The following is a 25,862-nucleotide window of genomic DNA, read 5'->3' as shown; positions in this document are numbered from 1 at the left end:
CGTACGCAGAGCGGTAGCGAGCCGTGCGGAGCGTCAGCGGCGCGCGGCGTCCCGCAGCGCGTCGCGTGCCTGTGCGTACGAGCCGAGCACGAGCCGTACCGGTGCCAGCACGTACTCGTCGCCCACCTGGGCGACACGCGCCGTCAGCCGCTGGTCGGCGCGGGCCCGGGCGCGCCGGGCGGCCCAGCGCACCACCGGACGGGTCAGCGCCGCCACCAGCAGCCCGGCCAGCAGGCCGCCGAGCAGCAGCACGGTCGGCAGCGGCACCTGGCCGACCATCGGGTTGTCCAGCGCGGGCAGGCCGAGCGCCCGCAGCGCGTAGCCGAGCACCAGCCAACCCAGCCCGACCACTGCGGCGAGGGTGACCAACCATTGCAAGCCGCCGACGAACCGCCACCACAGCGGGCGGCGGTCGAGCCCGAGGTCGGTGCCGGCGATCGTGCGATCCAGGGCGTCCGGCAGGTCGCCGAGGCGGGACCGGGCGGCGGCGGTCACCGCGCCGGGCCAGGCGGCGGGCAGGTCGGTGGCGGCCCGGTCGGCCACCGCGCGGATGGCGAGGCCGAGCGCCGACCGTTGGGCGGCCGTCGGGTCCGGTACCGAGGTGGCCGCGATCAGGCTCTCCGCCGGGTCGGCCTGGTCGCCGGTCGGGCCGGGCAGGTGCAGCCGACGCAGCGGGTCGGGTCGCAACCGCCGCCAGCCCCGGACCACGGGCCAGCCGGTGGCCACGCCGGCCCGGTGCCGGTACGCCCGCTCCACGGCCTCGGTCACCGCTGGCACCCCGGCCGCCCCTGCCAACGCCCGGTTCAGCCCCTTGACGGCGGTGTCGTCCGGCCCGTCCGCCGGTCGGGCCGAACCGACCAGCTCGTCCAAGCCGGCGACGACAGTGTCGACGTCACCCGCGAGCCGGCGCAACGCGGCCTGCCGCTCGGCGACAGTGCGCTCCAGCGCGTTGCGCAGCCCGACCATCCCGGCCGGATCGATGGCGGTGGTGGCCAGCAGGGGCACCCCGGTCAGCCCGTCCGTGTCGAGCAGCCGACGCAGGTCGTCCAGGACCCGGGGCACCTCGGCCGGGGGCAGCCGGTCGGCCTGGTTGAGCACGACCACTGTGACCTCGCGGTGCCGGTGGAACTCGCGCAGGTAGCTGTCGTGGATGACCCGGTCGGCGTACTTCTGCGGGTCGACCACCCAGACCACCTGGTCGACCAGGCCGAGGAGTCGGTCCACCTCGAGCCGGTGCGATCGTTGCACCGAGTCGAAGTCGGGCAGGTCGAGCAGGATCAGCCCGTGCAGGGCCGTCTCGTCGTCCGCGTCCAGGGCGCTCTCCCGGACGAAGCGGTGTCGGGGCAGGACGCCGATCCAGTCGAGCAGGTGGTTGGCGCCCTCCAGCGGCCCCCACACGCACGCGTGGGTGACGCCGGTGGTCGGCCGGCGGACCCCGACCGGCGAGAGTTCCAGTTGGGCCAGCGCGTTGAAGAGGCTGGACTTGCCGCTGCCCGTGGCGCCGGCCAGGGCGACCACTGTGTGGTCCCGGGACAGCGCGAGCCGGGTGCCGGCCCGCTCGACCACTGTGTGCGCGGGCACCAGGTCGGAGTCCGGCAGCAGACCGTCGACGGCGGTCAGGAATCGGCGTACCGCGTCCAGGCGGGCGATCAGCGCGTCGGCGTCGACCCGCTGGTCCCCGCGGAACACCTCGCGGACCCGGCCGGCGATGTTGCTCACCGGGAACCCTCCTCGTCGGTGGCGGACAGACCGCTGCGGTGCCGGGCCAGCTCGACCCGGCCGGCGGCCCGGCGCAGCCTGTCGCCGGCGTCCTCGGCGGGGCGGGCGTCGGCGGTGCGGCTCAGGAAGCGGTCGGCCTCCGCGTCGAGCAGCGTCCGCACCCGGTCCAGCAGGTCGGTGCGGGCCTTGGCGGCGAGGGTACGCACCGCCTGGTCGCCGAAGATCGCCTGGAGGACGGCCTGCGCGGCGACAGTGGTGCCGGCCCCGGTGGCCAGTTCCAGCCCGGTCGGGATGAACGCGGTGGAGGCGAAGACGGCGATCATCACGGCCAGCCCGGTGGCGTTCACCGCGTACGCGGCGGTGCGGGCCACGAACCGCTTGTCACCGCCCTCGATTCGGACCAGTTCCAGCACTCCGCGCTGCCAGTCCCGGACCATGCGCTCGGCGCGTTCGGGTAGGTCGTCGCTCGGGTGGGCGAGCGCCGGGTCGAGCAGCCCGTTGCCGGCCGGTTGTGCCTTCCACCCGGTGTACGCGGACTCGGCGGCCTCCGAGGCCACCCCACGCAGCAGCGTCACCAGTTGGGACTCGATGGCGTTGCGCAGCTCGACGGCGGGCGCCGGCCGACCGGTGACGGCGGCCACCACCCGGTCCCGGAGGCGGCCGATCCGTGCCTCCAGCGTGCGGAACAGCTCGCCGGTGCCGACGAACTCCTGCCAGCGGGCGAGCACCTCACCCCGGAGCAGCCGGCCGTCCTGGAGCCCCTGCTCGACGGTGCGCACGGCACCCCGGTACGCGGCCTGGACCCGTTCGTCCAGCCCGTCGGCGGCGGTGAGCTGCTCGTCGGCGGCGTCGGCCAGATCCTCCACGGCGGGGTGGAGGGCGGCCAACGCCCCGTCGAGGGTCTGGCGGACCACCGCCGCCCGCGCGTCCACGTCGGCGGCCAACCGGGCGAACCAGTCGGCCAGTGGGGCGGTGACTCCCTCGGGCAGCAGCCCCTGACCGTCGACCCAGGTCTCGGGCAACACGAACAGCGGCGCCCGGCCGAGGTCCTGCTCGGCGAGCATCTCGGTCAGGTGCGCGGCGATCTCGTCGGTGGCCTCGGCGGGCACCCGGTCCAGCACCATGGCGATCACCGCTCCGCGCGCCCGGGCACTGCGCAGCAGCTCCCAGGGCACCGCGTCGGCGTACCGGGCGGCGGTGGTGACGAAGAGCCACAGATCGGCGGCGGCCAGCAGCTGGGTGGCGAGCGCCCGGTTGGCGTCGACGACCGAGTCGATGTCGGGCGCGTCGAGAAAGGCCAGCCCGGCGGGCAGGGCCGGAGCGGTGACGAGGTGCAGGGCGCGCGGATCGTCGCTCGGCTCGGTGGTGCGGGTCAGCCCGGGCAGGAGGTCACCCTGCCGGAACCAGGCCGCGTCGGACGGGTTGCAGACCAGCACCGGCGAGCGGGTGGTCGGCCGGAGCACGCCGGCGGCGCTGACCCGGGCCTTGACCAGGCTGTTGACCAGGGTCGACTTACCCGCCCCGGTGGAGCCGCCGACCACCACGAGCAGTGGGGCGTCCAGCCGGGCGAGCCGGGGCAGCAGGTAGTCGTCGAGTTGGTCGGTGAGGGCGGTGGCGCTGTGCCGGGCAGGGATGGCAGAGGGCAGCGCGAGGGGATACCGGGTCGCGCCGATCGCCTCCCGGAGGCCCGACAGTGCGCCGGGGAGGCTGTCGTCCCCGGTGGTGGCGGGCGGCTCCTCCGCGGCGTCCGGCGGGTCGGTACGGGCTGCGACGGCGGGCGCACCGGAACGGGTGGCGGGATCGCCGTGCGTCGTCACCGCTAAAGCGTGCCCGACCGATGCAAGAGAAGACAACCGGACGGTAATAACGGCTGGGTTGCGTCGGGTTGGCTCAAGTCAACTTGACGATTGGCCAACGCGTGGCACTATTGAGTCAAGTTCACTCAACTTGTGGTGGGGCCCGCTGCGGGCGGTGCTCGCCAGCAGCCCACGGGCGACGCCCGTCACCTGCACAACCTTATGAAGCGAGGAAGCGAAGATGGCACGTGCGGTCGGTATCGACCTCGGCACGACGAACTCCTGCGTCAGCGTTCTCGAGGGCGGTGAGCCCACCGTCATCGCCAACGCTGAGGGATCGCGGACGACTCCGTCGATCGTCGCGTTCGCCCGCAACGGCGAGGTGCTCGTCGGTGAGGTCGCCAAGCGCCAAGCGGTGACCAACCCCGATCGGACGATCCGGTCGGTCAAGCGCGAGGTCGGCACGAACTGGTCCGTCGACATCGATGGCAAGAAGTACACCCCGCAGGAGATCTCGGCCCGGACGCTGATGAAGCTCAAGCGGGACGCCGAGGCGTACCTGGGCGAGCAGATCACCGACGCGGTGATCACCGTTCCGGCCTACTTCAACGACAGCCAGCGCCAGGCCACCAAGGAGGCCGGTGAGATCGCCGGCTTCAACGTGCTGCGGATCGTCAACGAGCCGACAGCTGCCGCCCTGGCGTACGGGCTGGACAAGGGCTCGAAGGAGCAGACCGTCCTGGTCTTCGACCTCGGCGGCGGCACCTTCGACGTGTCGCTGCTGGAGCTGGCCGAGGGCGTCGTCGAGGTCAAGTCGACCAGCGGTGACAACCAGCTCGGTGGCGACGACTGGGACCAGCGGATCATCGACCACCTGGTCAAGACGTTCCGCGGTGAGCACGGCATTGATCTGTCTCAGGACAAGATGGCCCTCCAGCGGCTCCGTGAGGCCGCCGAGAAGGCCAAGATCGAGCTTTCCGCCGCCACCACCACCAACATCAACCTGCCGTACATCACCGCCGGCGCGGCCGGCCCGCTGCACCTCGACGTGACGCTCAGTCGCGCCGAGTTCCAGCGGATGACGCAGGACCTGCTGGACCGTTGCAAGGGCCCGTTCGAGCAGGCCGTGAAGGACGCCGGGATCAAGATCTCCGACGTCGAGCACGTCATCCTGGTCGGCGGTTCGACCCGGATGCCCGCCGTGACCGACCTGGTCAAGCAGCTCACCGGTCGCGATCCCAACAAGGGTGTCAACCCGGACGAGGTGGTCGCCGTCGGTGCCGCCCTCCAGGCCGGTGTGCTCAAGGGTGAGGTCAAGGACGTCCTGCTGCTCGACGTGACCCCGCTGAGCCTGGGCATCGAGACCAAGGGCGGCATCTTCACCAAGCTGATCGAGCGCAACACCACCATCCCGACCAAGCGCTCCGAGGTCTTCACCACGGCGGACGACAACCAGCCGTCGGTGCTGATCCAGGTGTTCCAGGGTGAGCGGGAGATCGCGGCGTACAACAAGAAACTCGGCACCTTCGAGCTGACCGGCCTCCCGCCGGCGCCGCGCGGCGTGCCGCAGATCGAGGTCGCCTTCGACATCGACGCCAACGGCATCGTCAACGTGCACGCCAAGGACCTGGGCACCGGCAAGGAACAGAAGATGACGATCACCGGCGGCTCCTCGCTGCCGAAGGACGACATCGAGCGGATGCGCCGGGACGCCGAGGAGCACGCGGAGGAGGACAAGCGCCGTCGCGACGACGCCGAGGCTCGCAACGTGGCCGAAGCGCTGCAGTGGCAGACCGAGAAGTTCCTCGCCGAGAGCGGCGACAAGCTGCCCGGTGAGAACCGCGAGCAGCTCAACGAGGCGCTCGGCGAGCTGCGCGGCGCCCTCGGCGGTCAGGACATCGAAAAGATCAAGTCGGCGCACGAGAAGCTGGCGAAGGTCTCCCAGGAGGCCGGTTCGCTGCTCTACTCACAGCAGGCCGAGCAGGGTCAGCAGCCGGGTGGCGAGCCCGGCCCCGGCGCGACCGGCGCGACCGGTGCCACCGGTGCGACCGGTGCCACCGGTGCGACCGGTGCGCAGGCCGGCGGCGCCGACGACGTGGTCGACGCGGAAATCGTGGACGAGGACGGCAAGAAGTGACCGTCGGCCTCCGGCACGTTTTCACCGCGAAGGGGATGAGGTAGCCGCATGACGCAGAAGCCACGAGCCGCCGACCCGGGCGACACCGGGTCGACGCCGGGTGGCTCCGCGACCACGGAGCCGACCACCGGCGACGGGGAGCGGGTCGTCATCCGCAACAACCGCAAGCTCGTCGACACCGCCGAGCCGGAGGGCACCGCCGCCGACGCGGAGACCGGTGTGCCGGCCGAGGGTCTGGTCGAGGACGCCGAGGTCGTGGTCGACGAGATCGAGGTCGAGGTCAACTCCACCGACGGGCCGGAGCCATCCGGTCCGCCGGTGGTGGACGCGCCGGCGCAGCCGGTGGACGGCGGCGGCACGGGCACCTCGCTCGGCGCCGAGCTGGAGGCGCTCCGGGCCGAGCTCGACGAGCGGACCAGGGACCTGCAGCGGGTGTCGGCGGAGTACGCCAACTACCGCAAGCGGGTCGACCGTGACCGCAGCCTCGTGCAGGAACAGGCGACCGGCTCGGTGCTGGCCGCGCTGCTGCCGATCCTTGACGACCTGGACCGGGCCCGGGAACACGGCGACCTGGTCGGGCCGTTCGGCACGGTGGCGGAACAACTCACCACCGCGCTCGGCAAGTTCGGCCTGAACGCCTTCGGCGAGCAGGGCGACCCGTTCGACCCGACCCGGCACGAGGCGGTTGCGCACCAGACCTCGGCCGACGTCAGCGAGCCGACCTGCGTACAGGTCATGCGACGCGGCTACCAGCTCGGTGAGCGGCTGCTGCGCCCCGCGCTGGTCGCGGTCGCGGATCCGGAATAGTGCCAGACAGTGACCGGGCCGTCCCGTCCACCGCGCGGCGGTGGGCGGGACGGCCGGGCCACCAGGGTCGGAAGGAGGTGGACCGGTGAGTTCGAAGGACTGGATCGAGAAGGACTTCTACGCCGTACTCGGCGTGGACAAGGCCGCCTCCGCGGATGACATCAAGAAGGCGTACCGCAAGGTGGCCCGGGAGTCGCACCCGGACCACAACCCGGGCGACCCGAAGGCCGAGGAGCGCTTCAAGGCAGCGTCCGAGGCGTACAACGTGCTGTCGGACAGCGGCCGCCGTCGCGAGTACGACGAGATGCGTTCGCTCTTCGGCTCGGGCGCGTTCCGGCGCAACGCCCGGGGTGGGGGTCAGCCGGGCGGCATGCCGTTCGACGTCTCCGACATGTTCGGCGGCGGAGGCGGCGATCGTCGCTTCGGCGGCGCCGGCTTCCAGGACCTGTTCAGCTCGATCTTCAGCGGCGGTCAGGCCGGTGGGCAGGCCGCACCACATGGTCCGGCCCGTGGTCGGGACGTGGAGACCGAGGTGGCGCTGGACTTCGGCGACGCGGTGCGCGGAGTGACGCTGCCCCTGACGCTGCGCGCGCCGGGAGTCTGCGACACCTGCCACGGCAACGGGGCCAAGCCCGGCACCCAGCCGCGTACCTGCCCGGTCTGTCATGGTGCCGGCGTGACCACTCGCAACCAGGGGTCGTTCAGCTTCTCCGAGCCGTGCCGCAACTGCCAGGGCGTCGGCACAGTGGTCGAGGAGAAGTGCCCGGAGTGCCACGGCAGCGGCGGTGTCACCAAGACCCGCACCATGAACGTGCGCTTTCCGGCCGGCGTGTCCGACGGTCAGCGCATCCGGCTGGCCGGGCGCGGCGAGCCGGGCGAGCGCGGAGGCCCGGCTGGCGACCTCTTCGTGCAGGTAAAGGTTCGGCCGGACGAGCTGTTCGGGCGTACCGGGGACGACCTGACGCTGACCGTGCCGGTCACCTTCGCGGAGGCCGTGCTCGGCACGGACCTGCGGGTGCCCACGCTCGACGGTGCGATGACCCTGCGGGTGCCGCCGGGGACGCCGAGCGGGCGGGTGCTGCGGGCCCGGGGCAAGGGTGTGGTCCGCCGCGACGGGCAGGCCGGTGACCTGCTGGTGACGCTGGACGTGGTGGTGCCGGCCCGGCTGTCGGACGAGGCGCGCACGGCGCTGGAGTCGTTCGCCGAGCAGACCCCGCCGGCGGCCCGGGAACATCTCGACGCACGGGTGCGTCGAGTCAGTTAGTCCGGTGGAATGGACGCGGAGGTGAGCGGGATGTCGGGCGAGTTCCTCGGTTCGGGCGACCCTGCCTACGAGGCCAAGGTGCTGATGATCTCGGTAGCGGCACGGATGGCGGGGATGCATCCACAGACCCTGCGTCAGTACGACCGACTGGGGCTGGTGCAGCCCGGCCGAGCCGCTGGTGGCGGGCGTCGCTACAGCGTCCGCGACGTGGTGCTGTTGCGCGAGGTGCAGCGGCTCAGTCAGGACGACGGGATCAACCTGGCCGGCGTCAAGCGGATCATCGGGCTGGAGCGGCTGCTGGAGCAGGCGCAGCAGCGGGTGGCCCGACTGGAGGCGGAGCTGGACGTTGCGTACCGCCGGGTGGCGGAGCTGGAGTCGCTGGCCCGCTTCCCGGGCCGGGATCTGGTGCCGACCAACCGCACGTCCACCGCCCTGGTGGTGTGGCGCCCGCGCCGCACGCCCGATCGCTGAGCTGCCGCTCACCCGGATCTGTCTTGTCGGCCCGGACCACGCTGGATTCCCCGGCGCGGTCCGGGCCGCTTCGGTTAGCCTGTCGATAAGGGTCCAATCGGCTTAATCCGGACCTACCGGCATGGCGAGGGGGAGCGATGGCGGAACCGGCGAAGAAGGTGGCCCAGCAGACCGAGGACCGGCTGGAAAATCTGGCCGAGACCGTCCGCAAGAAGTTCGACAAGGTGACCGAGGGGACCTACCGGGACCGGATCATCGCGGGCCGGTTCGCCGAAGACGGCGACCACGCCGGCGAACGGGGCCGAACCGAGACGGAACGCAAGCAGGACTGACCGGTGACCGACGTGCGGGCCGGGACCCACGGGGGGTCCCGGCCCGTTCGGCCCGTGCTCAGCCGAGGCGGCGGTTTTCGCGGACCAGGCCGCCCTCGCACCAGTCCCGGTAGACGAAGAGGTCCGGTCGGGCCAACAGCACCCGGCCGTTGTGCGCCCAGATCTTCATCAGCTCGTCGCCGTCACGCTCGGCCTGTTCGACGAGCTTGCGGAAGCGGCGCTTGGGGTGGGCGCGGAAGTTCGTCCGGATGCCGTCGGCCGCGTAGATGTAGAGGCAGTGCAGCGCGAACCGCCGGGCCGGGCAGGTTGGATCCATCGCTAACTCGAAGAGTGTCAACACCAGCCGGTCGCCGGAGACCAGAAGGTCCCAGTCGGGTGGCATCGAGGCCAACGGCACCGAATCGGGTTTGTACGCCCAAGCTCGCAACTCCGCCGGAGTCGGATCGACGGGGTTGGCGAAGCCGTGGAACGTCGACTCCTGCACGCTCACCGGCCAACCTTCCGCTCTCGCCCGCGTGTGGCAACGCTGCCTGCGGACCCTGGCTGCTGGGGCGAAACGGTAACCCGCCGTCGGGTGCTGCGGTAGTACCCGCGAGGAGCAATTCCGCAACCGTTGGCACGGGCCGGTCCATTGCATCGACAGCGCAGCCGATGATGCTCCTATGACAATCCACGTTAGACGGTTCCAGCGGGGCTCCGAGGCCGAGTTCGTCATGGGGATGGAGTGGCTTCTCGCCCCTCCCGGTCGCCGTCCCGTGGATTGGGACCACGACCGCGCCGTCGAGCGGACCGCGCAACTGCTCGCCGACGAGGACGTCGCACTCTTCGAGGCGCGATCGGACGAGGATCAGTTGGTCGGCGTGGCCAGCGTCTACGTGGACATCCTCTCGGTGCGCTTCGGCCGTCGGGCGTCGATCGAGGATCTCGCTGTGCACCCCGAGTGGCGCTCCCGGGGTGTCGGCTCCAGCCTGCTCGCGGCGGCCAGGGCGTGGGCGCACGACAAGGGTGCCGACTACGTCTTCCTGGAGTCCGGCCTGGCCCGCACCGAGGCGCACCGCTTCTACCTCCGCGAGGGTGCGACCCACGCCGCCGCGGCGTTCAGGTGGAGCTCAGTGCAGTGATTCGACGACCGGGGTCGGCTCCCGCCGCTGGGCCGCCGCGCGGTTGCGCAGCCACCGCTTGAACCACGGGAAGTCGGGCAGCCGAGCCAGGATCGGCCCGGTCACCACGGTGATCAGGACGTACGTCGCGGCCAGCGCTGCCAACCGCGGCTCGACGCTCCCGGCGGCCACCGCGAGACCGGCGATGACGATGGAGAACTCACCGCGAGGTACGAGTGCCAGGCCGGCCCGCCATCGACCAGGCTCCGCGATGCCGACCCGGCGGGCCGCGAGGTAGCCGGTGAGCGTCTTCGTCGCCATGGTGACAACGGCCAGGGCGAGCGCCGGCAGCAGCACCGGCGGAATGTCCTGCGGATCGGTGGTCAGGCCGAAGAAGACGAAGAACACAGCGGCGAACAGGTCCCGCAGGGGCGAGAGCAACTCGGTGGCGTGGTGCGCCACCGGGCCGGAGAGGGCGATGCCGACCAGGAACGCGCCGACCGCCGCCGACACCTGGAGCGACGCGGCGAGGCCCGCGATCAGCAACGTCAGGCCGAGTACGCCGAGCAGCAGCGCCTCCGGGTCCTTCGCCGACAGGGCGGACGAGATCAGGTGGCCGTACCGGATGGCGACCACCAGCACGATCAGCACCGTGCCCACCGCGACGGTGAGCGCGATCCCGCCGCCGAGCAGGCCGGTGCCGGCCAGTACGGCGGTGACGAGCGGCAGGTAGAGGGCCATCGCCAGGTCCTCGATGACCAGCACCGAGAGGATCACCGGGGTTTCCCGGTTACCGAGCCGGCCCAGGTCGGCGAGGACCTTGGCGATCACGCCGGAGGAGGAGACCCAGGTGATGCCGCCGAGCACCAGGGCGGCGACCCAGTCCCAGCCGAGCAGCAGGGCGAACCCCGCGCCGGGTAGCGCGTTGAGGACGCCGTCGATCAGCCCCGCCGGTGCCGCCGAGCGCAGGTTGCCGACGAGTTCGTTGGCCGAGTACTCCAGGCCGAGCATCACCAGCAGAAGGATTACGCCGATCTCGGCGCCGACTGCGAAGAACTCCTCGCTGGCGTCCAGCGGCAGCAGCCCGCCGTGCCCGAACGCGAGCCCGGCGAGCAGGTAGAGAGGAATGGGAGAGAGGCCGAAGCGCCGGCTGAGCCGGCTGAGGAGCCCGAGCAACAGCAGCAGCGCACCGACTTCGATGAGCAGCGTGGTGAAATCGTGCATCCGCCTCAGCCGTCCGGGTCACTGTCGGCGAGGATGGCGGAAACGCCGTCGAGACCTCTACGGGTCCCGACAACGACCACCACGTCGCCGGCTGCGAAGCGGAAGGAGGGGAGTGGCGAAACGATCACTTCGCCTTCACGCAGCACTGCCACGATGGAGGCGCTGGTGCGGGTACGCGCCTTGGTGTCGGCGAGCTTCCGGTTGACGTACGGGGACCCGGCCGTGATGGCGATCTGCTCGGTGAGCAGACCGGCGGCCTGCTCGCGCAGCCCGGAGAGCTGGCCGAGCATCAGCGACGCGCCGAGGATGTCGGCCAGAGCCTCGGCCTCGTCGTCGGTCAGCGGAATGTCCGCCTGGCAGGCGTCGGGGTCGTCGGGATCGTAGAGAACGAGATCACGGCGGCCATTGCGGTGGGAAACGACGCCCAGGCGGCGTCCGGACTCCGTCACCAGATCGTGACGTACCCCGATCCCGGGTAGGGCGGTCTGCTCGACACGTACTCGCACCCTCCAAGGCTACCGCTTGATGAACAATCCGCAGATCTTGGACGGACAGCGCCCCTCGGGCCGGCCCGGACGCAGCTCAACAGCCATGATCCACTCGACTTCTTTGAAGTCGGGGCATCAGGCGAGGAGGCAGGACACCCCAACTTCAAGGAACCCGAGTGGATCTACTTTGGGCCGCTGACGTAGGTGCCTTTGCCTTGATGCCCCTCGGTCAGACCCTCGGCCTGCAGGATCAGCAGCGCTGATCGGACCGGCTCGGCGGACACGCCGTAGTGCGCTGTCATTTCACGCAACGAGGGCAGCTTGTCGCCCGGTGCGTATTCGCCGGAAGCGATCCTGTCGCGGATGTCCTGCGCGATGCGTTGTCGGTCCGAAACTCGGGGCATGGGGCAACTCCTGGTAGGCCCCAAGATCTTCCCACGCGGTTGGCCGGTCGGCCAACACCTCGCGTGCTAAGCATGGTCACTGGTTGTCCTGCAATGCTTTGCATTGTATGTTGGTCAGGCGGGCACTCGGGAGTGGAAAGCCTGGTAGGCAGCCGGCCTCCTCGGCCGGGTCGTCCGCGTCGCCGCTGGCACGGCCGTGCGCTCCCCTCGGGTGAACGGCCGTGCCAGCGATCCGCACCTCCAGGAGAGGAGCACCGCTCATGGTTGACCGAGGGTGGCGGCGATGACCGGGCGGTTCGTCATCCACCTGCCGATATCCGCGCCCGATCTGGCCCGCGCGAAGATGCTGGGGCGGACCGCCGGTCGATCGCTGGCCTTCCTGGCCCGGATCGACCTCGGCGGGATCACCGTCTCGACCGAGGACAACCAGGGGGTACGGCACTGGGTCTTCTGCGACCGGCGGCTGGACGGTGACCGTCGCTGCGTGCTCCGCGCCGACCACGAAACCCCCTGCACCGCCCGCTTGCCCCGGCGAACCGGCCCTTAGAGGCCGTACGAGGCCGTGATCGACTCGGTCTCCATGATGTCGGGGCGTCCTGGCGGTCCGGATACCGCGACTTCCTGAAAGTCGAGTGGATCAATTCGAGGTCAGCGGAGGCCGGCGAAGAACTCGCGGAGGTCGGCGACCAGCACCTCGGTGGCCTGGTGGGCCGCGTAGTGGCCGCCGACGTCGCCCCGGCCGTCGACGTCGGTGTCGTACGCCGTCCACCGGACGATGTTGGCGTGGTCCCGATCGGCGAAGCGGCGGGTGGACTGGAAGTCGCCGGGGAACATCGCCAGCGCGGTCGGAGCGGTGGTCGGCTCGGTCGGCGGCTCGCCGGCGTGCGCGTCCTCCCAGTAGAGCCGGATCGCCGAGGCGGCCGTGCCGGTGAACCAGTAGAGCGCCACGTTGGCCAGGATGAAGTCGGCGTCCAGGCTCTCGTCGAAGAGTTGGGCGTTCCAGGCGAGCAGCCCGACCGGCGAGTCGGTCAGTGCGAACGCCAGGGTCTGCGGCTGCTGACTGTGCACCTGGTTGAAGGAGAACTTGTTCTCGTAGAACCACTGGAGGTGCCCGAGCGCCGCCTGGTCCGCCTCGGAGAGCCCGGCGAACTCGGCCGGGTCGCCGGAGGGGAACGAGAAGAGCTGGGTGACGTGTACGCCGAGCACCCGCCTCGGGTCGATCCGGCCCAGCTCCGGAGCGACCATCGAGCCGGCGTCGTTGCCGACCGCGCCGTAGCTGTCGTACCCCAGGCGGTTCATCAGCTCGGCCCAGGCGCGGGCGATGCGGAACCGGTTCCAGCCGGCGGCGCGGGTCGGGCCGGAGAAACCGAAGCCGGGCAGTGACGGGATGACCACGTGGAAGGCTGGCGCGCCCGGGTCGGTCGGCTCGGTGAGCGAGGCGATCACGTCGAGGTACTCCAGCACCGAGCCGGGCCAGCCGTGGGTGAGCACCAGCGCGGTGGCGTCCGGCCGGGACGACCGGATGTGCAGGAAGTGGATCTGCTCGCCGTCGATCTCGGTGACGAACTGCGGGTGGGCGTTCAGACGGGCCTCGACGGCTCGCCAGTCGAACTCGCCCCGCCACCGGTCGACGAGGGTGCGCACCCGGTCGATGCTCATCCCGTACGAACCATCCGCGCCGGGCAGGTCGGCGGGCCAGGGGGTGCGGTCCAGCCGGGCGGCCAGGTCGTCGAGGGCGGTCTGCGGGATCTCGACGCGGAACGGGCGGATCGCGGCGTCACTCATGGCGGAACTCCTTCGGAACGGAATGTTTCGTTCTGCAATGACCATAACAGATCGGAACGATCCGTTCCACTGCTAGGCTCAGGGCATGTCATCGACTTCCGGCAAGACGCTGGGCGGTCGCCGCGCCCAGGCCGCCCGCAACGACGAGGTCATCCTCGAAGCCGCCCGCGCCGTCTTCCTCGACGACCCGAAGGCCCCGATCGCCGCCGTCGCGGAACGCGCCGGCGTCGGGATCAGCGCCCTCTATCGGCGGTACGCGGGCAAGGAGGACCTGCTGCGTCAGCTCTGCCACGACGGGCTGCGCCGATATGTCGCGGAGGCCGAGACCGCCCTCGCCGAGCCGGACGACTGGGCCGCGTTCACCGGCTTCCTGGCCCGGGTGGTCGACGCCGACGTGCACTCGCTCACCGTCCACCTGGCCGGCACCTTCACACCGACCGAGGAGATGGGTCGGGACGCGATGCGCGCCGGCGAGTTGGCCACCGCAGTGGTCGACCGCGCCCACGCCAGCGGGCGGCTGCGCCCCGACGCTGTCGTACACGATCTGGGGTTGTTGTTGGAGTCGTGCGCCGCGGTCCGCGTACCCGATCCGGAGCGGACCCGCCAACTGCGCCGCCGCCAGCTCGCGGTCCTGCTGGCCGGCCTGTCGTCGGTGCCGGACGCGGACCCGCTGCCCGGCCCGCCTCCGGCGGCCGGCGAGTTCGACTGGCGGTGGCGGCGCCGGGAGTGATGGGCGTCACGCGCTAAGGTTGAGCGGAATACGCTCAACTCTGGTTGTGTCCAACCCAGTGGACAACGCCGATCCGGGGGAGCCCATGAACACCGAAAGACTCACCACCAAGAGCCGCGAAACCATCACGGGCGCTGTCGCGCTGGCCAACCAGCGTGGTCACGCCACAGTAGAACCCTGGCACCTGCTCCTGTCACTCCTGGACACCGACGGCTCGACCGCCACCGGTCTGCTGCGCGCCGTCGGGGCCGACCCGACCGAGCTGCGCCGGGCCGCCCAGCGCGCTGTCGACAACCTGCCGGCCGCACGCGGCTCCAGCATCGCCGAGCCGACGTTGGCTCGGGAGTTCGTCAACGCCATCGGCGCCGCCGAGCAGATCGCCCGGCCGCTGGGCGACGAGTACACCTCCACCGAACACCTGCTCGCCGGTCTGGCTCGGGTGGGCGGGGCGGTGTCCGGCGCGTTGAAGACCGCCGGCGCCACCGAGGAGGCACTGGTCGCCGCCTTCCCGACCGTTCGCGGTGGGGACCGTCGGGTCACCACCGCCGACCCCGAGCAGACCTACCAGGCCCTGACCAAGTACGGCGTCGACCTCACCGCCAGTGCCCGGGACGGCAAGATCGACCCGGTCATCGGCCGGGATTCCGAGATCCGCCGGGTCATCCAGGTGCTCTCCCGGCGTACCAAGAACAACCCGGTGCTGATCGGCGAGCCCGGCGTCGGCAAGACCGCGATCGTCGAGGGCCTGGCCCAGCGCATCGTCACCGGCGACGTGCCCGAGTCCCTGCGCGACAAGAAGCTGATCTCGCTGGATCTCGGCGCGATGGTCGCCGGCGCGCAGTACCGCGGCCAGTTCGAGGAGCGACTGAAGTCCGTCCTGGAGGAGATCAAGAACTCCAACGGGCAGGTCATCACGTTCCTCGACGAGCTGCACACCGTCGTCGGTGCCGGCAAGGGCGAAGGCTCGATGGACGCCGGCAACATGCTCAAGCCGATGCTGGCCCGTGGTGAACTGCGGATGGTGGGCGCCACCACGCTCGACGAGTACCGCGAGCACATCGAGAAGGACCCGGCGCTGGAGCGCCGTTTCCAGCCGGTGCTGGTCGGTGAGCCGACCATCGAGGACACCATCGGCATCCTGCGTGGGCTCAAGGAGCGCTACGAAGTGCACCACGGCGTACGGATCACCGATGCCGCGCTGGTCGCCGCCGCGACGCTCTCCGACCGTTACATCACCGACCGGTTCCTGCCCGACAAGGCGATCGATCTGGTCGACGAGTCCGCGTCCCGGCTCCGGATGGAGATCGACTCCCGTCCGGTCGAGGTGGACGAGATCGAGCGGGCGGTCCGCCGGTTGGAGATCGAGGAGATGGCCCTGGCCAAGGAGCCGGACGCCGCCTCGGCCGAGCGGTTGGAGCGGCTCCGCAAGGAGTTGGCCGACAAGCGTGAGCAGCTCACAGTGCTCTCCGAGCGCTGGCAGACGGAGAAGAGCCACATCACCAAGCTCTCCAGCGCCAAGGAAGAGTTGGAACGCCTCGGCGGTGAGGCCGAGCGGGCCGAGCGGGACGGCGAGCTGGAACGCGCCGCCGAGCTGCGCTACGGCCGGATCCCCGCCCTGAAGGTCGAGCTGAAGCAGGCCGCGGAGGAGCTGGCCCAGCTCCAGGCCGACGGCGCGATGCTCAAGGAGGAAGTCGGCGCAGACGACATCGCCGCGGTGGTCGCCTCCTGGACCGGCATCCCCGCCGGCCGCCTGCTGGAGGGTGAGACGGCCAAGCTGCTGCGGATGGAGGATTCGCTGGGCGGCCGGGTGGTCGGCCAGACCGAAGCGGTCGGCGCGGTCTCCGACGCGGTACGCCGTGCCCGGGCCGGTATCGCCGACCCGGATCGCCCGACCGGCAGCTTCCTCTTCCTCGGCCCCACCGGTGTCGGCAAGACGGAGCTGGCCAAGGCCCTCGCCGAGTTCCTCTTCGACGACGAGCGGGCCATGGTCCGCATCGACATGAGCGAGTACGGCGAGAAGCACTCGGTCGCTCGTCTGGTGGGTGCGCCGCCCGGCTACGTCGGCTACAACGAGGGTGGTCAGCTCACCGAGGCGGTGCGCCGACGGCCGTACTCGGTGGTGCTGCTGGACGAGGTGGAGAAGGCCCACCCGGACGTCTTCGACGTGCTGCTCCAGGTGCTCGACGACGGCCGGCTCACCGACGGCCAGGGCCGCACTGTGGACTTCCGCAACGCGATCCTGATCCTCACGTCCAACCTCGGGTCGTCGGTGATCAGCGACCTGACACTCGCCGACGAGCAGCGCCGTGAGGGCGTGCTGGCCGTGGTCCGGTCGCACTTCAAGCCGGAATTCCTCAACCGGCTGGACGACATCGTGGTCTTCGCCTCGCTGCGCGGGGACGACCTGGGCTCCATCGTCGACATCCAGTTGAACCGGATGCGGCGGCGGTTGGCCGATCGTCGGCTGGGCCTGGAGATCACCGAGTCCGCCCGTCAGTGGCTGGCCGAGCACGGCTACGACCCGATCTACGGCGCCCGCCCGCTCCGTCGCCTGGTCCAGACGGCAATCGGAGACCAACTGGCCAAGGCCCTTTTGAGCGGATCAATCCGCGACGGCCAAATAGTGAAGGTAGACCACGCCCCCAATACCAACGCCCTGGCGGTAACCCCCGCCTGACCCCACCCTCCCGTGTTGATCATGAAGTTATTGCCCGACCGCGCGTGTCGTGGCAATAACTTCATGATCAACGGGGTCGAAGCGGGGCGGGTGGGGAAAGAGGTGGGGCATGTCTGGGATTGGGAAGAAATGGGAGCGGGAACTTGGTGCGGCCGCCGACACGTTGGCGGCGGCTGACACGCTCGCCTTCGGGGGAGTTGGCATCGCCGGCACCCTGCTGCCGGTGACGGAGGCGTACGAGCGGATCTCGGCCGCTCTCGACGACCACCCCGAGGAGGTACGCCGCCAACTCGACCGGGTGCTGGCCGACGGCACACCAGCCGGCCGGGCGTACGCGGCCACGCTGCTGGAGCGCGTCGACCCAGCGGCGGCCCGAGCGGCCTGGACGTCGCTGCGGGACGATCCGAGCGAGTTCACCACCTTCGTGGGGTGCGTGATGGACCGCGAAACCCTTGGCACGTACGCCAGCCGGCGGCTCGCCGCAGCATGATCCATCCGCCGGTCCGGCGCGCCGGGCTCGTCACCAGGGCCGACCGGACCGTTGACGGCGCCGGCGCAGGACGCACCGGACGGCCTCCGCTAGCTGAGCTGTCGGCCACAGCGCGGGCCTTGCTGGTGCCGAGGGTTGTTACCGTCTGCGCCGACGTACCTGGGGAGGTGGTCGGGTGGACGCGCTGGTGACGTGCCTGGTGGCGGCTGTTGCCGTACTCGCGGTGGTAGTGGTCGTCGGGCGGGCCCGTCGGCGGCCGACGGACCCGCCCGAAGGCCAGCCGGCGGAGCCGCCGCGCGGCGGCCCGCTCCGCCTGACCCTGGGCGACCGCGTGCGCATCCGCGAACGGGAGTACGCGGTGAGCGCCACGATCCGTCTGGTCGAGGGCGACTGGAGCTGGGTGCAGCACCTCCTCGACGACGACTCCGGCACCCGCCACCGGCTCTCCGTGGAGGACGGCCCCGAAGTCGAGCTGGTGTTCTGGACCGCCGAACCGGGCGCCACCGTCACCCCGGGCGCCCCGACCATCGAACTCGGTGGGCGGCGCTACACCTGGGCCGAGACCGGGCAGGCGCGTTACACAGCCACCGGCGAGACCGCGCTGCCGTCGACCGGGACGATGCGCTACCACGACTACCAGTCCGGCGGCGCCGCGCGGCTCTCCTTCGAGGCGTACGGCGAAGAGGGTTGGCGGGTGGCGCGCGGTGACCTGCTCGACCCCGCCGACCTGACGATCCGACCGCCCCAGGCCTGAGGCCCACCGAGCCGGACCGGGCGGACGCGCCCGGGCTCGTCACGGCATGCCGAACTGGCCGGTTGTCGATACGGTGTGGGCGCGATCTTAGGGAAGGAGAATCGTGGTCGATTCCCAGAGCACGCCGGCCCGTCAGCGGCCATCCATTGTGTCGATTTCCAGTTACCTGCTCTTCCTGTTCCTGGCACTCCAGGTGATCAGTCTGATCATCACGCTCAGCACCTTCGGCAAGACGCGCGACGCGCTCCGTGCGGCGTACGAGGGCAGCAGCACCGACGGTGACCAGGTGGCCGACGTCTTCGCCGTCATCGGCATCGGCGGCAGCGTCGTCCTGTTGCTGCTCGCGGTCGTGCTGGGCGTGCTGGCCCTGTTCAACAACCAGGGCCGCAACGGCGCCCGGATCACCACCTGGATCGTCGGCGGCATCATGGTCTGCTGCGTCGGTGGTGGTCTGCTCAGCAACGCGGCCGGCGGTTTCAACACCGGTGGCGGGTCTACCGGCGGGCCGAGCCCGGAGGAGATCCAGAGCCGTCTGGAGGAGGCCCTGCCCTCCTGGGTGACCCCGGTCAGCCTCCTGCTCGGCGTGCTCAGCCTGATCGCGCTGATCACGGCGCTGGTCCTGCTGGCGCTGCCGAAGGCGAACCCGTTCTTCCGCAAGCCCACCGCGGGCTGGGAGCCGCCCACCCCGGGCGCCAGCTACCCGGGCCACCCGCAGGCGCCGGGTCAGCCCGGTTACCCGCAGGCGTCCGGTGAGCCGGGTTATCCGTCGAGTGGGGTGCCGAGCTACCCGCCGCCGCCGGCCGCGGACCGGCCGGACGACACGCCGCCCACGGATCGGCCCGGGTCAACCCCGCCGTCGACGAGCTGACGGCTCGATAAGCACGACGCCGACGATCCCTCCGAGTAGGTTGCAACCCGACGCCTACCGGAGGGATTCGTCGTGTCGTACCCGGAATCGGCACCGGCCCGCCGGCCCGCCGCCGTCCTGTCGGCCGCGACCGTGCTGTTGGTGATGGCGGTCGCCGCGCTCGCGTACGCCGTAATGGACCTGGTGGTGCTGGGCGGGACTGTCGACGCGTTCCGCTCCGCCGCCCGCGACACCTCGGCGAGCCCGGAGCAGATCGACGACGTGGTGACTCTGCTCCGCGCGTCCGCGGTGCTGTCGGCGGTGGTGGCGGTGCTCTCCGCGCCGCTGCTCGCCGGCCTGGCCCTCGGGCTGCTGGCCGGTCGCAACGGCGTCCGGGTGGCGACCTGGGTGGTCAGCGGGCTCGGCCTGCTTGCCGGTTGTTGCAGCGTGGCGGTGGTCGTCGGCGAACGGGCGGCACCACTGCAACTGGGCTCCGGCGAGCAGGCTCTCGCCGAGTTGCTGGGCCTCATCGGCGACGCGTACCCGTCCTGGTGGATCCCGCTCAACGCCGGGCTTTCCGTCGCACAGGCGCTCGGTTACCTTGTAGTAGCTACGCTGCTGGCGCTGCCGGCGGCAAACAGCTGGTTCGGTCGCCACCGCTCGACGTCGCCAACCGCGCCGCCCATGTTCACGCCCGCCCCGCACCAGCCCTCGTCGGCGCCGCACGCGCCCCCGTACCCGCCCAGGTGAGGACCACCCCGTGACGCTCGACCCCACGACTGCCGAGCGCAGAGCCCTGATCACCGGGGCCACCGCCGGCATCGGCGCGGCGTTCACGCGACGACTGGCCGCCGACGGCTGGCACCTGGTGCTCGTTGCCCGCGACGCGGCGCGCCTCACCGAGTTGGCCACCGAGCTGGGTTCCACGTACGGACGCGAGGTGGAGACAATCTCGGCCGATCTGTCCACCGACGACGGCTGCGCCATCGTGGAGCAGCGGTTCGCCGACGGCAGCCCGGTGCACCTGCTGGTCAACAATGCGGGCATCAGCCTGAACAAACCGTTTCTGCGCTCGACAGCGGAGGACGAGGCACGACTGTTGCGACTCAACGTGCACGCTGTCATGCGGCTGACCCTGGCGGCGCTCCGACCGATGACTGAACGGCAAAATGGGGCAGTGATAAATGTCTCTTCGGTCGCCGGTTTCGGTACGGCGATGCCCGGATCGACGTACTCCGCCAGCAAGGCGTGGGTCACCAACTTCAGTGGGTCCGTCGGGCAGTCGGCGCGGCCGTTCGGCGTTCAGGTGATGGCCCTCTGCCCCGGCTACACCCGCACCGAATTCCATCAGCGAGCCGGCATCAACATGTCCAAGACGCCGGAGTGGCTGTGGCTGCGGGCCGAGGATGTGGTTGACGAAGCCTTGCGTGACCTGGGCAAAGGCAAGATGGTCAGCATCCCGGCGTGGAAGTACAAGGTGGTCGTCGCCGGCATGCGACACGCGCCGCGGCGGCTGCTCCAGGCGGTCGCGCGGGACACCCGCGGCCGGATCGGTCGCGACGAGCGCTGAGCTTCGACCGGCCCGCCAACCCCGAGCGAGTGGGAGGACGGCGTTGGCGCGCCGCTGTCGGGCCAGTTGCTGAGCGTAGTCGAACATCGCCAGTCATCGGTTCCCCCCGAGGCTGATCAGGGTGGACCCCACACACGGCGTTCAGAGTTGCGCAGTAACCTCTATCGCCATGGGGGACCACGACGACCTGCGTAAATTCATTACCGACCTGGCTGTGGTCCACGGGCGGGTCGTGCTCTCGTCGGGGCGCGAGGCAGACTGGTACGTGGATCTGCGGCGCGTCACGCTCCATCACCGGGCCGCTCCTCTGGTCGGCCGGGTGTTGCTCGACCTCACCGCCGACTGGGAGTTCGACGCCGTCGGGGGCCTCACCCTGGGGGCGGATCCTGTCGCGCTCTCGATGCTGCACGCCGCCGCTCCGACCGGCCGGGCCCTGGACGCCTTTGTGGTGCGCAAGGCGGGCAAGGCTCACGGTCTTCAGCGGCGGATCGAGGGACCGGAGGTGGCTGGCCGTCGAGTATTGGCGGTGGAGGACACATCCACGACGGGCGGAAGTGTTTTGACGGCTGTCGAGGCGCTTCGCGAGGCCGGGGCGGAAGTCGTGGGCGTGGTGGTTATTGTTGATCGAGGCGCCGGCGACGCGGTGCGAGCCGCCGGATTGCCGTACCGGGCGGCCTATACGTTGGCTGACCTCGGCCTTGTGGCGTAAAAGTCTGCCGATTCGGATCTGCTGATATGCAGGCGGATCGATGCTGCTGGTGGAAGGATGGAATACGTGGGAACTGCGTTGGCCGAAATGACTATGCCTCAGATCTCGCCGCTAAACGGCGAGCCGATCGAACGTGCCGATGCCGAGCGTCTCGCCGGGGTCCTCAAGGCCCTTGCTGATCCTGCTCGGTTGCGGCTGCTCAGCCTGATCCAGTCGGCCCCCGAGGGCGAGGCGTGCGTCTGTGACCTGACGGCGCCGCTCGGCCTCTCTCAGCCGACGGTCAGTCACCACCTGCGCATCCTCACCGAGGCTGGCTTGTTGCAGCGGGAGAAGCGCGGTGTCTGGGCGTACTACAGCCTGGTCCCGAGTGCGATCGCGACGATCGCCGACCTGCTGACCCCGCCGCGTAAGCGGGCCACCAAGAAGGCCCGCTGACGTAGGAACTACACGCCGTCCCGAATTGGGGCGGCGTCCGGTGGCGAGCCAGGGGTGGCGCCACCGGTGGTTGACACCTGCTCGTCCCCGGTCGCACCACCGGAGGCCGGGTTCGACATGCCGACGGCCGACCCCCTCACCAGGGGGCCGGCCGTCGTCGTACCGCTCAACGATCCTGACCGTGCTCCGGGCGCTGACGACCGTGCTGGTGCCGGTCGTGGTCGAACGCCTCGCGGGCCGCCTCCACAGCGCCGGCGGCACTGGCCGCCGCGACCACCGCGACCGCCTCGCCGCGCTTACGAGCCCGCCGGTCGCGAAGGAACTCGAAGAAGATCGGCAGCACCGAGATCAGAACGATCAGGGCCACCACCGGCAGGATGTAGTGGTCGATCTTGTCGCCGATGGCCTGGTAGATCTGCTCGGCCAGCAGGTAGCCGATCAGCAGGATGCCGTCCACCCAGAGCACCGCGCCGACGATGTTCCAGAGCAGGAACTTCTTCGCCGGCATGCCGAGCGCGCCCGCAACCGGGTTGAGAAACGTACGGACGATCGGAATGAAGCGCGCCAGCACGACGGCCTTCGCCGGGCCGAACTTCTGGAAGTAGTACTCGGCCTTCTCCACGTACTCCTTCTTGAAGAGCCGGGAGTTCGGCCGCTCGAACATCGGCCGGCCGTACCGTGCGCCGAGCCAGTGCCCCAACTGGGCGCCGACGATCGCGCAGATCGGCCCACCGATCAGCAGGCCGACGAGGGAGAGGCGGGTGCCGTCGCCGAAGATCGCGTCCGCCACCGGTGACGAGGCGACCCCGGCGAGGAACAGCAGCGAGTCACCCGGGAAGAAGAAGCCCACCAGCAGGCCGGTCTCGGCGAAGAGGATCACCCACACGCCGATCAGCCCGAAGGTCTGCAACAGATCCTTGGGATCGAGCGGGTTCAGGGCGACGCTCTCCACGAGAGCGCGAGTCTTCTCAGCTGTGTCCACGGCCACAAAGGGTACCGAAGCCCAGGGCCCCGGCCGCGCCGGACCGGCCCGTCACCACCCGCCCGCGTCGTGGGTCGTGGGATCGTGGGTCCAACGACGGTGCCCCGCCGACCGTGTGGTCGACGGGGCACCGGTGGTGCGGGGTGGGTCAGGCGACGAAGCGGGTCCGGCGGCGCTTGGCCACCAGGTAACCGCCTGCGCCAGCGGCGAGCAACAGCGCGCCGAGACCGGCGATCAGCCCGGTGGACTGACCGGTGATCGGCAGCGAGCCGCCGTCACCGTCACCGTCACCACCGCCCGTGCCGCCGGCCACGTTGACCAGGATCTTGGCGACGTCGTTGGCCGGCTTCAGGTCCTCGGTGAAGCCCTCGCACTCGCACTTGGCGTTGATGGTGACGGTGCCCGCCGCGTTCTCGATCACCTTGTCGATCCGGAGGCCGATGTCGACCAGCTGCTTCTCACCGACACCGATGAAGATGTCCGGGTAGCAGCGGTAGAGCTCTGCGCCCGGCTTGCCGGCGTTCTCCCAGTCCTGCTCGTCGCCGTTGAGCGGCGCACAGAACTCGGGAACCTCTACTGCGGTGGTGCCCTCCGGAACGGCGATGTCGATCTTGGTGACCGGCGTGCCCGAGCGACCGAAGTCCAGCGCGGCCGGGCCGTCGTTGCGGACTCCGACGGAGGCCGTGACCACGTCGCCGGCCTTGCCGGTCAGCTGGCCGCCGACCGCCACCAGGTCCGTGCCGTTCTTGCCGGTGACCTTGACGGTCATGCCGGACCAGTTGTTCATCGGGTCGGTGTCAGCCTGGAAGCCGCGCGCCCCCAGCTTTGACGGGACCTCCGGAAGGCTCAGCACCGGACCGTTGCCGGGCTTCCCAACCGAGATGCCCCCGGCTTGGAGGTAGGCGTTGAAGTCCTCGAACTCGGCGATCGTCATCCAGTTGTAGTAGCCGTACTCGCTGCCCGGCGCGTAGGTGTCCTTGCCGAGCACGTAGGACAGCGAAACCGAGCGGGCCTTGCCGGCGGCGGTTACCTCGTCGAAGGCGCAGGTCCGCAGGTGACCGTCCTCGTAGGTGCAGTTGCTGTACTGCTTGTCGGGGCGGATCGCGTAGTCCAGGTCGAAGACCGCGACCGCTCCCTTGGCGGCGGTCTTGCCAGCGTTGCCGAGCGTCAGCGGAGCGCTGAACGTGCCGCCAGGAGCGGACGAGATGTTGGTTTCCTCGCCCGGGGCGGCCAGGTCGACGCCCTCGCCGATCCGCAGCTTGGCGGTGTGGCTGGCCGGAGCGAGACCCTCGGCGCTGACCGTGACCTTGAGGTTACCGGTGTCGCCGTCGGCAGCCTTCGCGGCCGGCGTCAGGGCCACCTCGAAGAGGCCGCCGAAGGCCCACTCCTCGAGACCGATCTCGAAGGGGTCGGTGCAGACCAGAACACCGGCCTCCGGCGACTTGCAGTCGAAGCTCGACGATTCGGGCTTGACCTGGACGACACCGCTGAGGTCCCGGTAGTCGTAAGTAACAGTGAGGCCTTCGACCACCACCGGCTCGGAGGCGAACAGGAGGGGGGAATCGATCTTGCCTTCGGACCCCGCGGCAATTGTGGTGTCGCTGAAATAGACGCCCAGTTCGATGGGCGCCTCCGGGGCGGCGACGGCCGGGCTGGCGGCGGCGGCGACGAACGCGCCTGCTACGCCCAGTCCGGCGAGCCAACGCCGGGTGGAGTGGGTGAGCATGAGGGGGGTTCCTCCAGTTGGGGGATCAGGTGGAGCCTGCGGATCTTAAGGAATTGCTAAGGCTGACTGCAGCCCCCAAAGCCGCCCGCTGAGCAAGACGAACCAAAAGGTTGATCAGAGTCACCGCAATGTTCGGTCGGTCCGCTTCCGTCATCTGAGGCAGGAGCCCCCGGGAGGTGCAGTGACATACGAGGAGTTCGCGGACACGCGGCTGGCCCCGCTACTGCGGTACGCGGTCATGTTGACCGGCGAACCGCACCAGGCTCAGGATCTGGTCCAGGAGACGATGGTCCGGGTCCAGCTCAACTGGCGTCGGGTCGCCCGCGCGGACTCGCCCGAGCGTTACGTACGCCGGATGCTCACAAACCAGTACGTCGACTGGCCCGCTGCGGGTCGCGATCGACCGGATCGCCGCCGTCCGCCGTCGCCGCCGGCAGCGGTTCCAGGCCGCCGGTGTCACGCTCGCCCTGCTCGCCGCGCTCGGAGTCGGGGTGCCGCAACTGCGCCCCGATCGACCGGTGGAGGGCCCGCCGCTGTCCGGCCAACCGGCTGGTGCGCAGTCCGGGGCGCTGAACGTCCTGCTGGTCGGTGTGGACGGCTTCGGCGAGCAACCGTCGTACCGATTGGCGGACTCCGTCCTGCTGGTGCACATCCCGGCAGACCGGAGCCGGCCGTACCTCATCTCGTTGCCGCGCGACCTGGAGGTCTCGATCCCCGGCCGGGGTGTCGGGAAGCTCAACAGCGCGTTCTACACCGGTGCCGGCGAACCCCGGCCCGACCTGGACGCCGGCTACGACCTGACCCGCCGGGTGGTCGCCGACCTGACCGGGGTACGCGTCGACGCCGGCGCGGTGCTGACCTTTGCCGGACTGCGCCGGACCACCGAGGCGGTTGACGGGGTGGAGGTGTGCCTACCGAAGGAGGTTCGGTCCTGGCACACCCGCCGGGTCTTTCCGGCCGGCTGTCACCTGCTCGACGGGGATGCCTCCGTCGAGCTGCTGCGGCAACGGCGGTACCTGCCCGACGGCGCCTCCGACCGGGACCGTAACGCCCAGCGCTACGTCGCCGGGCTGGTCCGGCGGGCGGTCGCCCAGGACGTGCTGACCAATCCGGTCCGACTCACCGCGCTGCTGTCGGCCGCCGGCACGGGGCTGGCGGTCGACGACGACGGCCTGCCGCTGACCAGGCTGGTGGCGGTGCTACCCGAGCTGAAGACCGTCGACCCGGTGGGGCTCAGCCTGCCGGTCGGCCCCCCGGCGGGCAACGCTTCGCGGCTGCCGCTGGACCCGAAGCGGGGCCCGGAGTTCCTCGCCGCGCTGCGCGAGGATCGGTTGGCGCAGTGGGTGGCGCAACACCCGGAGCAGGTCAATCCCATCCGGTGACGGACGAGGACATCACGACGACGCCCCGCCGGC

Annotated in this window: 26 protein-coding genes and 1 pseudogene; 18 read left to right on the top strand and 9 right to left on the bottom strand. The window is 70.5% G+C overall.

Annotated elements, in window-relative coordinates; all coding sequences use genetic code 11:
- Positions 1–33: 33 nt before the first annotated feature.
- Together ABZS40_RS14600 and ABZS40_RS14595 are read right to left on the bottom strand one after the other, a co-directional pair.
- Positions 34–1,719, bottom strand: coding sequence for a GTPase (locus ABZS40_RS14600; RefSeq protein ID WP_354943763.1), 1,686 nt, complete (start codon positions 1,717–1,719; stop codon positions 34–36).
- Positions 1,716–3,536, bottom strand: a complete 1,821-nt coding sequence (locus tag ABZS40_RS14595; RefSeq protein WP_354943762.1) for an ABC transporter — start codon at positions 3,534–3,536, stop codon at positions 1,716–1,718. The genes ABZS40_RS14600 and ABZS40_RS14595 overlap by 4 nt, the downstream gene beginning before the upstream one ends.
- Before the next feature lie 220 nt (positions 3,537–3,756).
- Between ABZS40_RS14595 and dnaK the strand changes: the two genes are divergently transcribed.
- From dnaK to ABZS40_RS14570, 5 genes are all read left to right on the top strand, one after another.
- Positions 3,757–5,652, top strand: a complete 1,896-nt coding sequence (dnaK, locus tag ABZS40_RS14590) for a molecular chaperone DnaK (protein WP_354943761.1) — start codon at positions 3,757–3,759, stop codon at positions 5,650–5,652.
- Between the two features lie 48 nt (positions 5,653–5,700).
- Positions 5,701–6,459: a nucleotide exchange factor GrpE gene (grpE, locus tag ABZS40_RS14585; RefSeq protein ID WP_354943760.1), complete on the top strand. Its 759-nt coding sequence runs from the start codon at positions 5,701–5,703 to the stop codon at positions 6,457–6,459.
- Between the two features lie 85 nt (positions 6,460–6,544).
- A complete protein-coding gene (dnaJ, locus tag ABZS40_RS14580) occupies positions 6,545–7,723 on the top strand; it encodes a molecular chaperone DnaJ (RefSeq protein WP_354943759.1) in 1,179 nt (392 codons plus the stop codon).
- A 30-nt stretch (positions 7,724–7,753) separates the two neighbouring features.
- On the top strand, positions 7,754–8,194 hold the full coding sequence (locus tag ABZS40_RS14575) for a helix-turn-helix transcriptional regulator (protein ID WP_354943758.1): 441 nt from the start codon (positions 7,754–7,756) through the stop codon (positions 8,192–8,194).
- Positions 8,195–8,331: 137 nt separating this feature from the next.
- A complete protein-coding gene (locus tag ABZS40_RS14570) occupies positions 8,332–8,526 on the top strand; it encodes a hypothetical protein (protein ID WP_354943757.1) in 195 nt (64 codons plus the stop codon).
- Positions 8,527–8,584: 58 nt separating this feature from the next.
- Here ABZS40_RS14570 and ABZS40_RS14565 read toward each other — a convergent pair whose 3' ends face one another.
- Entirely contained in the window at positions 8,585–9,016 is a 432-nt protein-coding gene (locus ABZS40_RS14565; RefSeq protein ID WP_030332093.1) for a hypothetical protein, read from the bottom strand.
- Positions 9,017–9,188: 172 nt separating this feature from the next.
- Here ABZS40_RS14565 and ABZS40_RS14560 point away from each other — a divergent pair, with 172 nt between their 5' ends.
- Positions 9,189–9,647: a GNAT family N-acetyltransferase gene (locus ABZS40_RS14560; RefSeq protein ID WP_354943756.1), complete on the top strand. Its 459-nt coding sequence runs from the start codon at positions 9,189–9,191 to the stop codon at positions 9,645–9,647.
- Here the strand turns inward: ABZS40_RS14560 and ABZS40_RS14555 are convergent.
- The 3 genes from ABZS40_RS14555 to ABZS40_RS14545 all read right to left on the bottom strand — a co-directional run bounded on the left by ABZS40_RS14555 (position 9,636) and on the right by ABZS40_RS14545 (position 11,742).
- Entirely contained in the window at positions 9,636–10,850 is a 1,215-nt protein-coding gene (locus ABZS40_RS14555; RefSeq protein ID WP_354943755.1) for a cation:proton antiporter, read from the bottom strand. The two genes, ABZS40_RS14560 and ABZS40_RS14555, sit on opposite strands and share 12 nt — an antisense overlap.
- 5 nt (positions 10,851–10,855) lie before the next feature.
- Positions 10,856–11,356: a TrkA C-terminal domain-containing protein gene (locus ABZS40_RS14550; protein ID WP_354943754.1), complete on the bottom strand. Its 501-nt coding sequence runs from the start codon at positions 11,354–11,356 to the stop codon at positions 10,856–10,858.
- A 164-nt stretch (positions 11,357–11,520) separates the two neighbouring features.
- Positions 11,521–11,742: a winged helix-turn-helix domain-containing protein gene (locus ABZS40_RS14545; RefSeq protein WP_354943753.1), complete on the bottom strand. Its 222-nt coding sequence runs from the start codon at positions 11,740–11,742 to the stop codon at positions 11,521–11,523.
- A 283-nt stretch (positions 11,743–12,025) separates the two neighbouring features.
- Here ABZS40_RS14545 and ABZS40_RS14540 point away from each other — a divergent pair, with 283 nt between their 5' ends.
- Positions 12,026–12,289, top strand: a complete 264-nt coding sequence (locus ABZS40_RS14540) for a hypothetical protein (protein WP_354943752.1) — start codon at positions 12,026–12,028, stop codon at positions 12,287–12,289.
- Positions 12,290–12,390: 101 nt separating this feature from the next.
- Here ABZS40_RS14540 and ABZS40_RS14535 read toward each other — a convergent pair whose 3' ends face one another.
- Entirely contained in the window at positions 12,391–13,527 is a 1,137-nt protein-coding gene (locus tag ABZS40_RS14535; RefSeq protein WP_354943751.1) for an epoxide hydrolase, read from the bottom strand.
- An 85-nt stretch (positions 13,528–13,612) separates the two neighbouring features.
- Between ABZS40_RS14535 and ABZS40_RS14530 the strand changes: the two genes are divergently transcribed.
- The 9 genes from ABZS40_RS14530 (at position 13,613) to ABZS40_RS14490 (ending at position 21,739) form a co-directional block, all read left to right on the top strand.
- Positions 13,613–14,257 carry a helix-turn-helix domain-containing protein gene (locus ABZS40_RS14530; protein ID WP_354943750.1) on the top strand — a complete coding sequence of 215 codons (645 nt, stop codon included), beginning with the start codon at positions 13,613–13,615 and terminating at the stop codon, positions 14,255–14,257.
- Between the two features lie 85 nt (positions 14,258–14,342).
- Positions 14,343–16,934, top strand: coding sequence for an ATP-dependent chaperone ClpB (gene clpB / locus ABZS40_RS14525; RefSeq protein ID WP_354943749.1), 2,592 nt, complete (start codon positions 14,343–14,345; stop codon positions 16,932–16,934).
- Between the two features lie 109 nt (positions 16,935–17,043).
- Positions 17,044–17,424, top strand: a complete 381-nt coding sequence (locus ABZS40_RS14520; RefSeq protein WP_354943748.1) for a hypothetical protein — start codon at positions 17,044–17,046, stop codon at positions 17,422–17,424.
- Between the two features lie 175 nt (positions 17,425–17,599).
- Complete coding sequence (locus tag ABZS40_RS14515) at positions 17,600–18,178, top strand: DUF4178 domain-containing protein (RefSeq protein ID WP_354943747.1); 579 nt, start codon at positions 17,600–17,602, stop codon at positions 18,176–18,178.
- Between the two features lie 103 nt (positions 18,179–18,281).
- Positions 18,282–19,046 (top strand): hypothetical protein, encoded by a 765-nt coding sequence (locus tag ABZS40_RS14510; RefSeq protein ID WP_354943746.1) that lies wholly within the window; start codon positions 18,282–18,284, stop codon positions 19,044–19,046.
- 72 nt (positions 19,047–19,118) lie between these two features.
- Positions 19,119–19,775 carry a hypothetical protein gene (locus ABZS40_RS14505; protein ID WP_354943745.1) on the top strand — a complete coding sequence of 219 codons (657 nt, stop codon included), beginning with the start codon at positions 19,119–19,121 and terminating at the stop codon, positions 19,773–19,775.
- Between the two features lie 10 nt (positions 19,776–19,785).
- A complete protein-coding gene (locus ABZS40_RS14500; protein ID WP_354943744.1) occupies positions 19,786–20,595 on the top strand; it encodes an SDR family oxidoreductase in 810 nt (269 codons plus the stop codon).
- 169 nt (positions 20,596–20,764) lie between these two features.
- Complete coding sequence (gene pyrE, locus ABZS40_RS14495) at positions 20,765–21,304, top strand: orotate phosphoribosyltransferase (protein WP_112586136.1); 540 nt, start codon at positions 20,765–20,767, stop codon at positions 21,302–21,304.
- Between the two features lie 57 nt (positions 21,305–21,361).
- The gene (locus tag ABZS40_RS14490) at positions 21,362–21,739 is read left to right on the top strand and encodes a metalloregulator ArsR/SmtB family transcription factor (protein ID WP_030332125.1); all 378 of its coding nucleotides are present in this window, start codon (positions 21,362–21,364) and stop codon (positions 21,737–21,739) included.
- Between the two features lie 166 nt (positions 21,740–21,905).
- Here the strand turns inward: ABZS40_RS14490 and ABZS40_RS14485 are convergent, their stop codons facing one another.
- Both ABZS40_RS14485 and ABZS40_RS14480 read right to left on the bottom strand, forming a co-directional pair.
- Positions 21,906–22,727, bottom strand: coding sequence for a DedA family protein (locus ABZS40_RS14485; RefSeq protein WP_354943743.1), 822 nt, complete (start codon positions 22,725–22,727; stop codon positions 21,906–21,908).
- Between the two features lie 142 nt (positions 22,728–22,869).
- Positions 22,870–24,447 (bottom strand): LPXTG cell wall anchor domain-containing protein, encoded by a 1,578-nt coding sequence (locus tag ABZS40_RS14480; protein ID WP_354943742.1) that lies wholly within the window; start codon positions 24,445–24,447, stop codon positions 22,870–22,872.
- A gap of 238 nt (positions 24,448–24,685) precedes the next feature.
- Between ABZS40_RS14480 and ABZS40_RS14475 the strand changes: the two are divergent.
- A pseudogene (locus tag ABZS40_RS14475) lies at positions 24,686–24,769 on the top strand (SigE family RNA polymerase sigma factor); the annotation flags it as partial.
- 169 nt (positions 24,770–24,938) lie between these two features.
- Positions 24,939–25,829: an LCP family protein gene (locus ABZS40_RS14470; RefSeq protein ID WP_354943741.1), complete on the top strand. Its 891-nt coding sequence runs from the start codon at positions 24,939–24,941 to the stop codon at positions 25,827–25,829.
- Positions 25,830–25,862 lie beyond the last annotated feature (33 nt).

The sequence above is a fragment of the Micromonospora sp. NPDC005324 genome (assembly GCF_040607155.1).
Lineage (GTDB): Bacteria > Actinomycetota > Actinomycetes > Mycobacteriales > Micromonosporaceae > Micromonospora > Micromonospora trifolii.
Note: the sequence above shows the minus strand (reverse complement) of the source record. Positions and strands in the feature narration are given on the sequence as shown.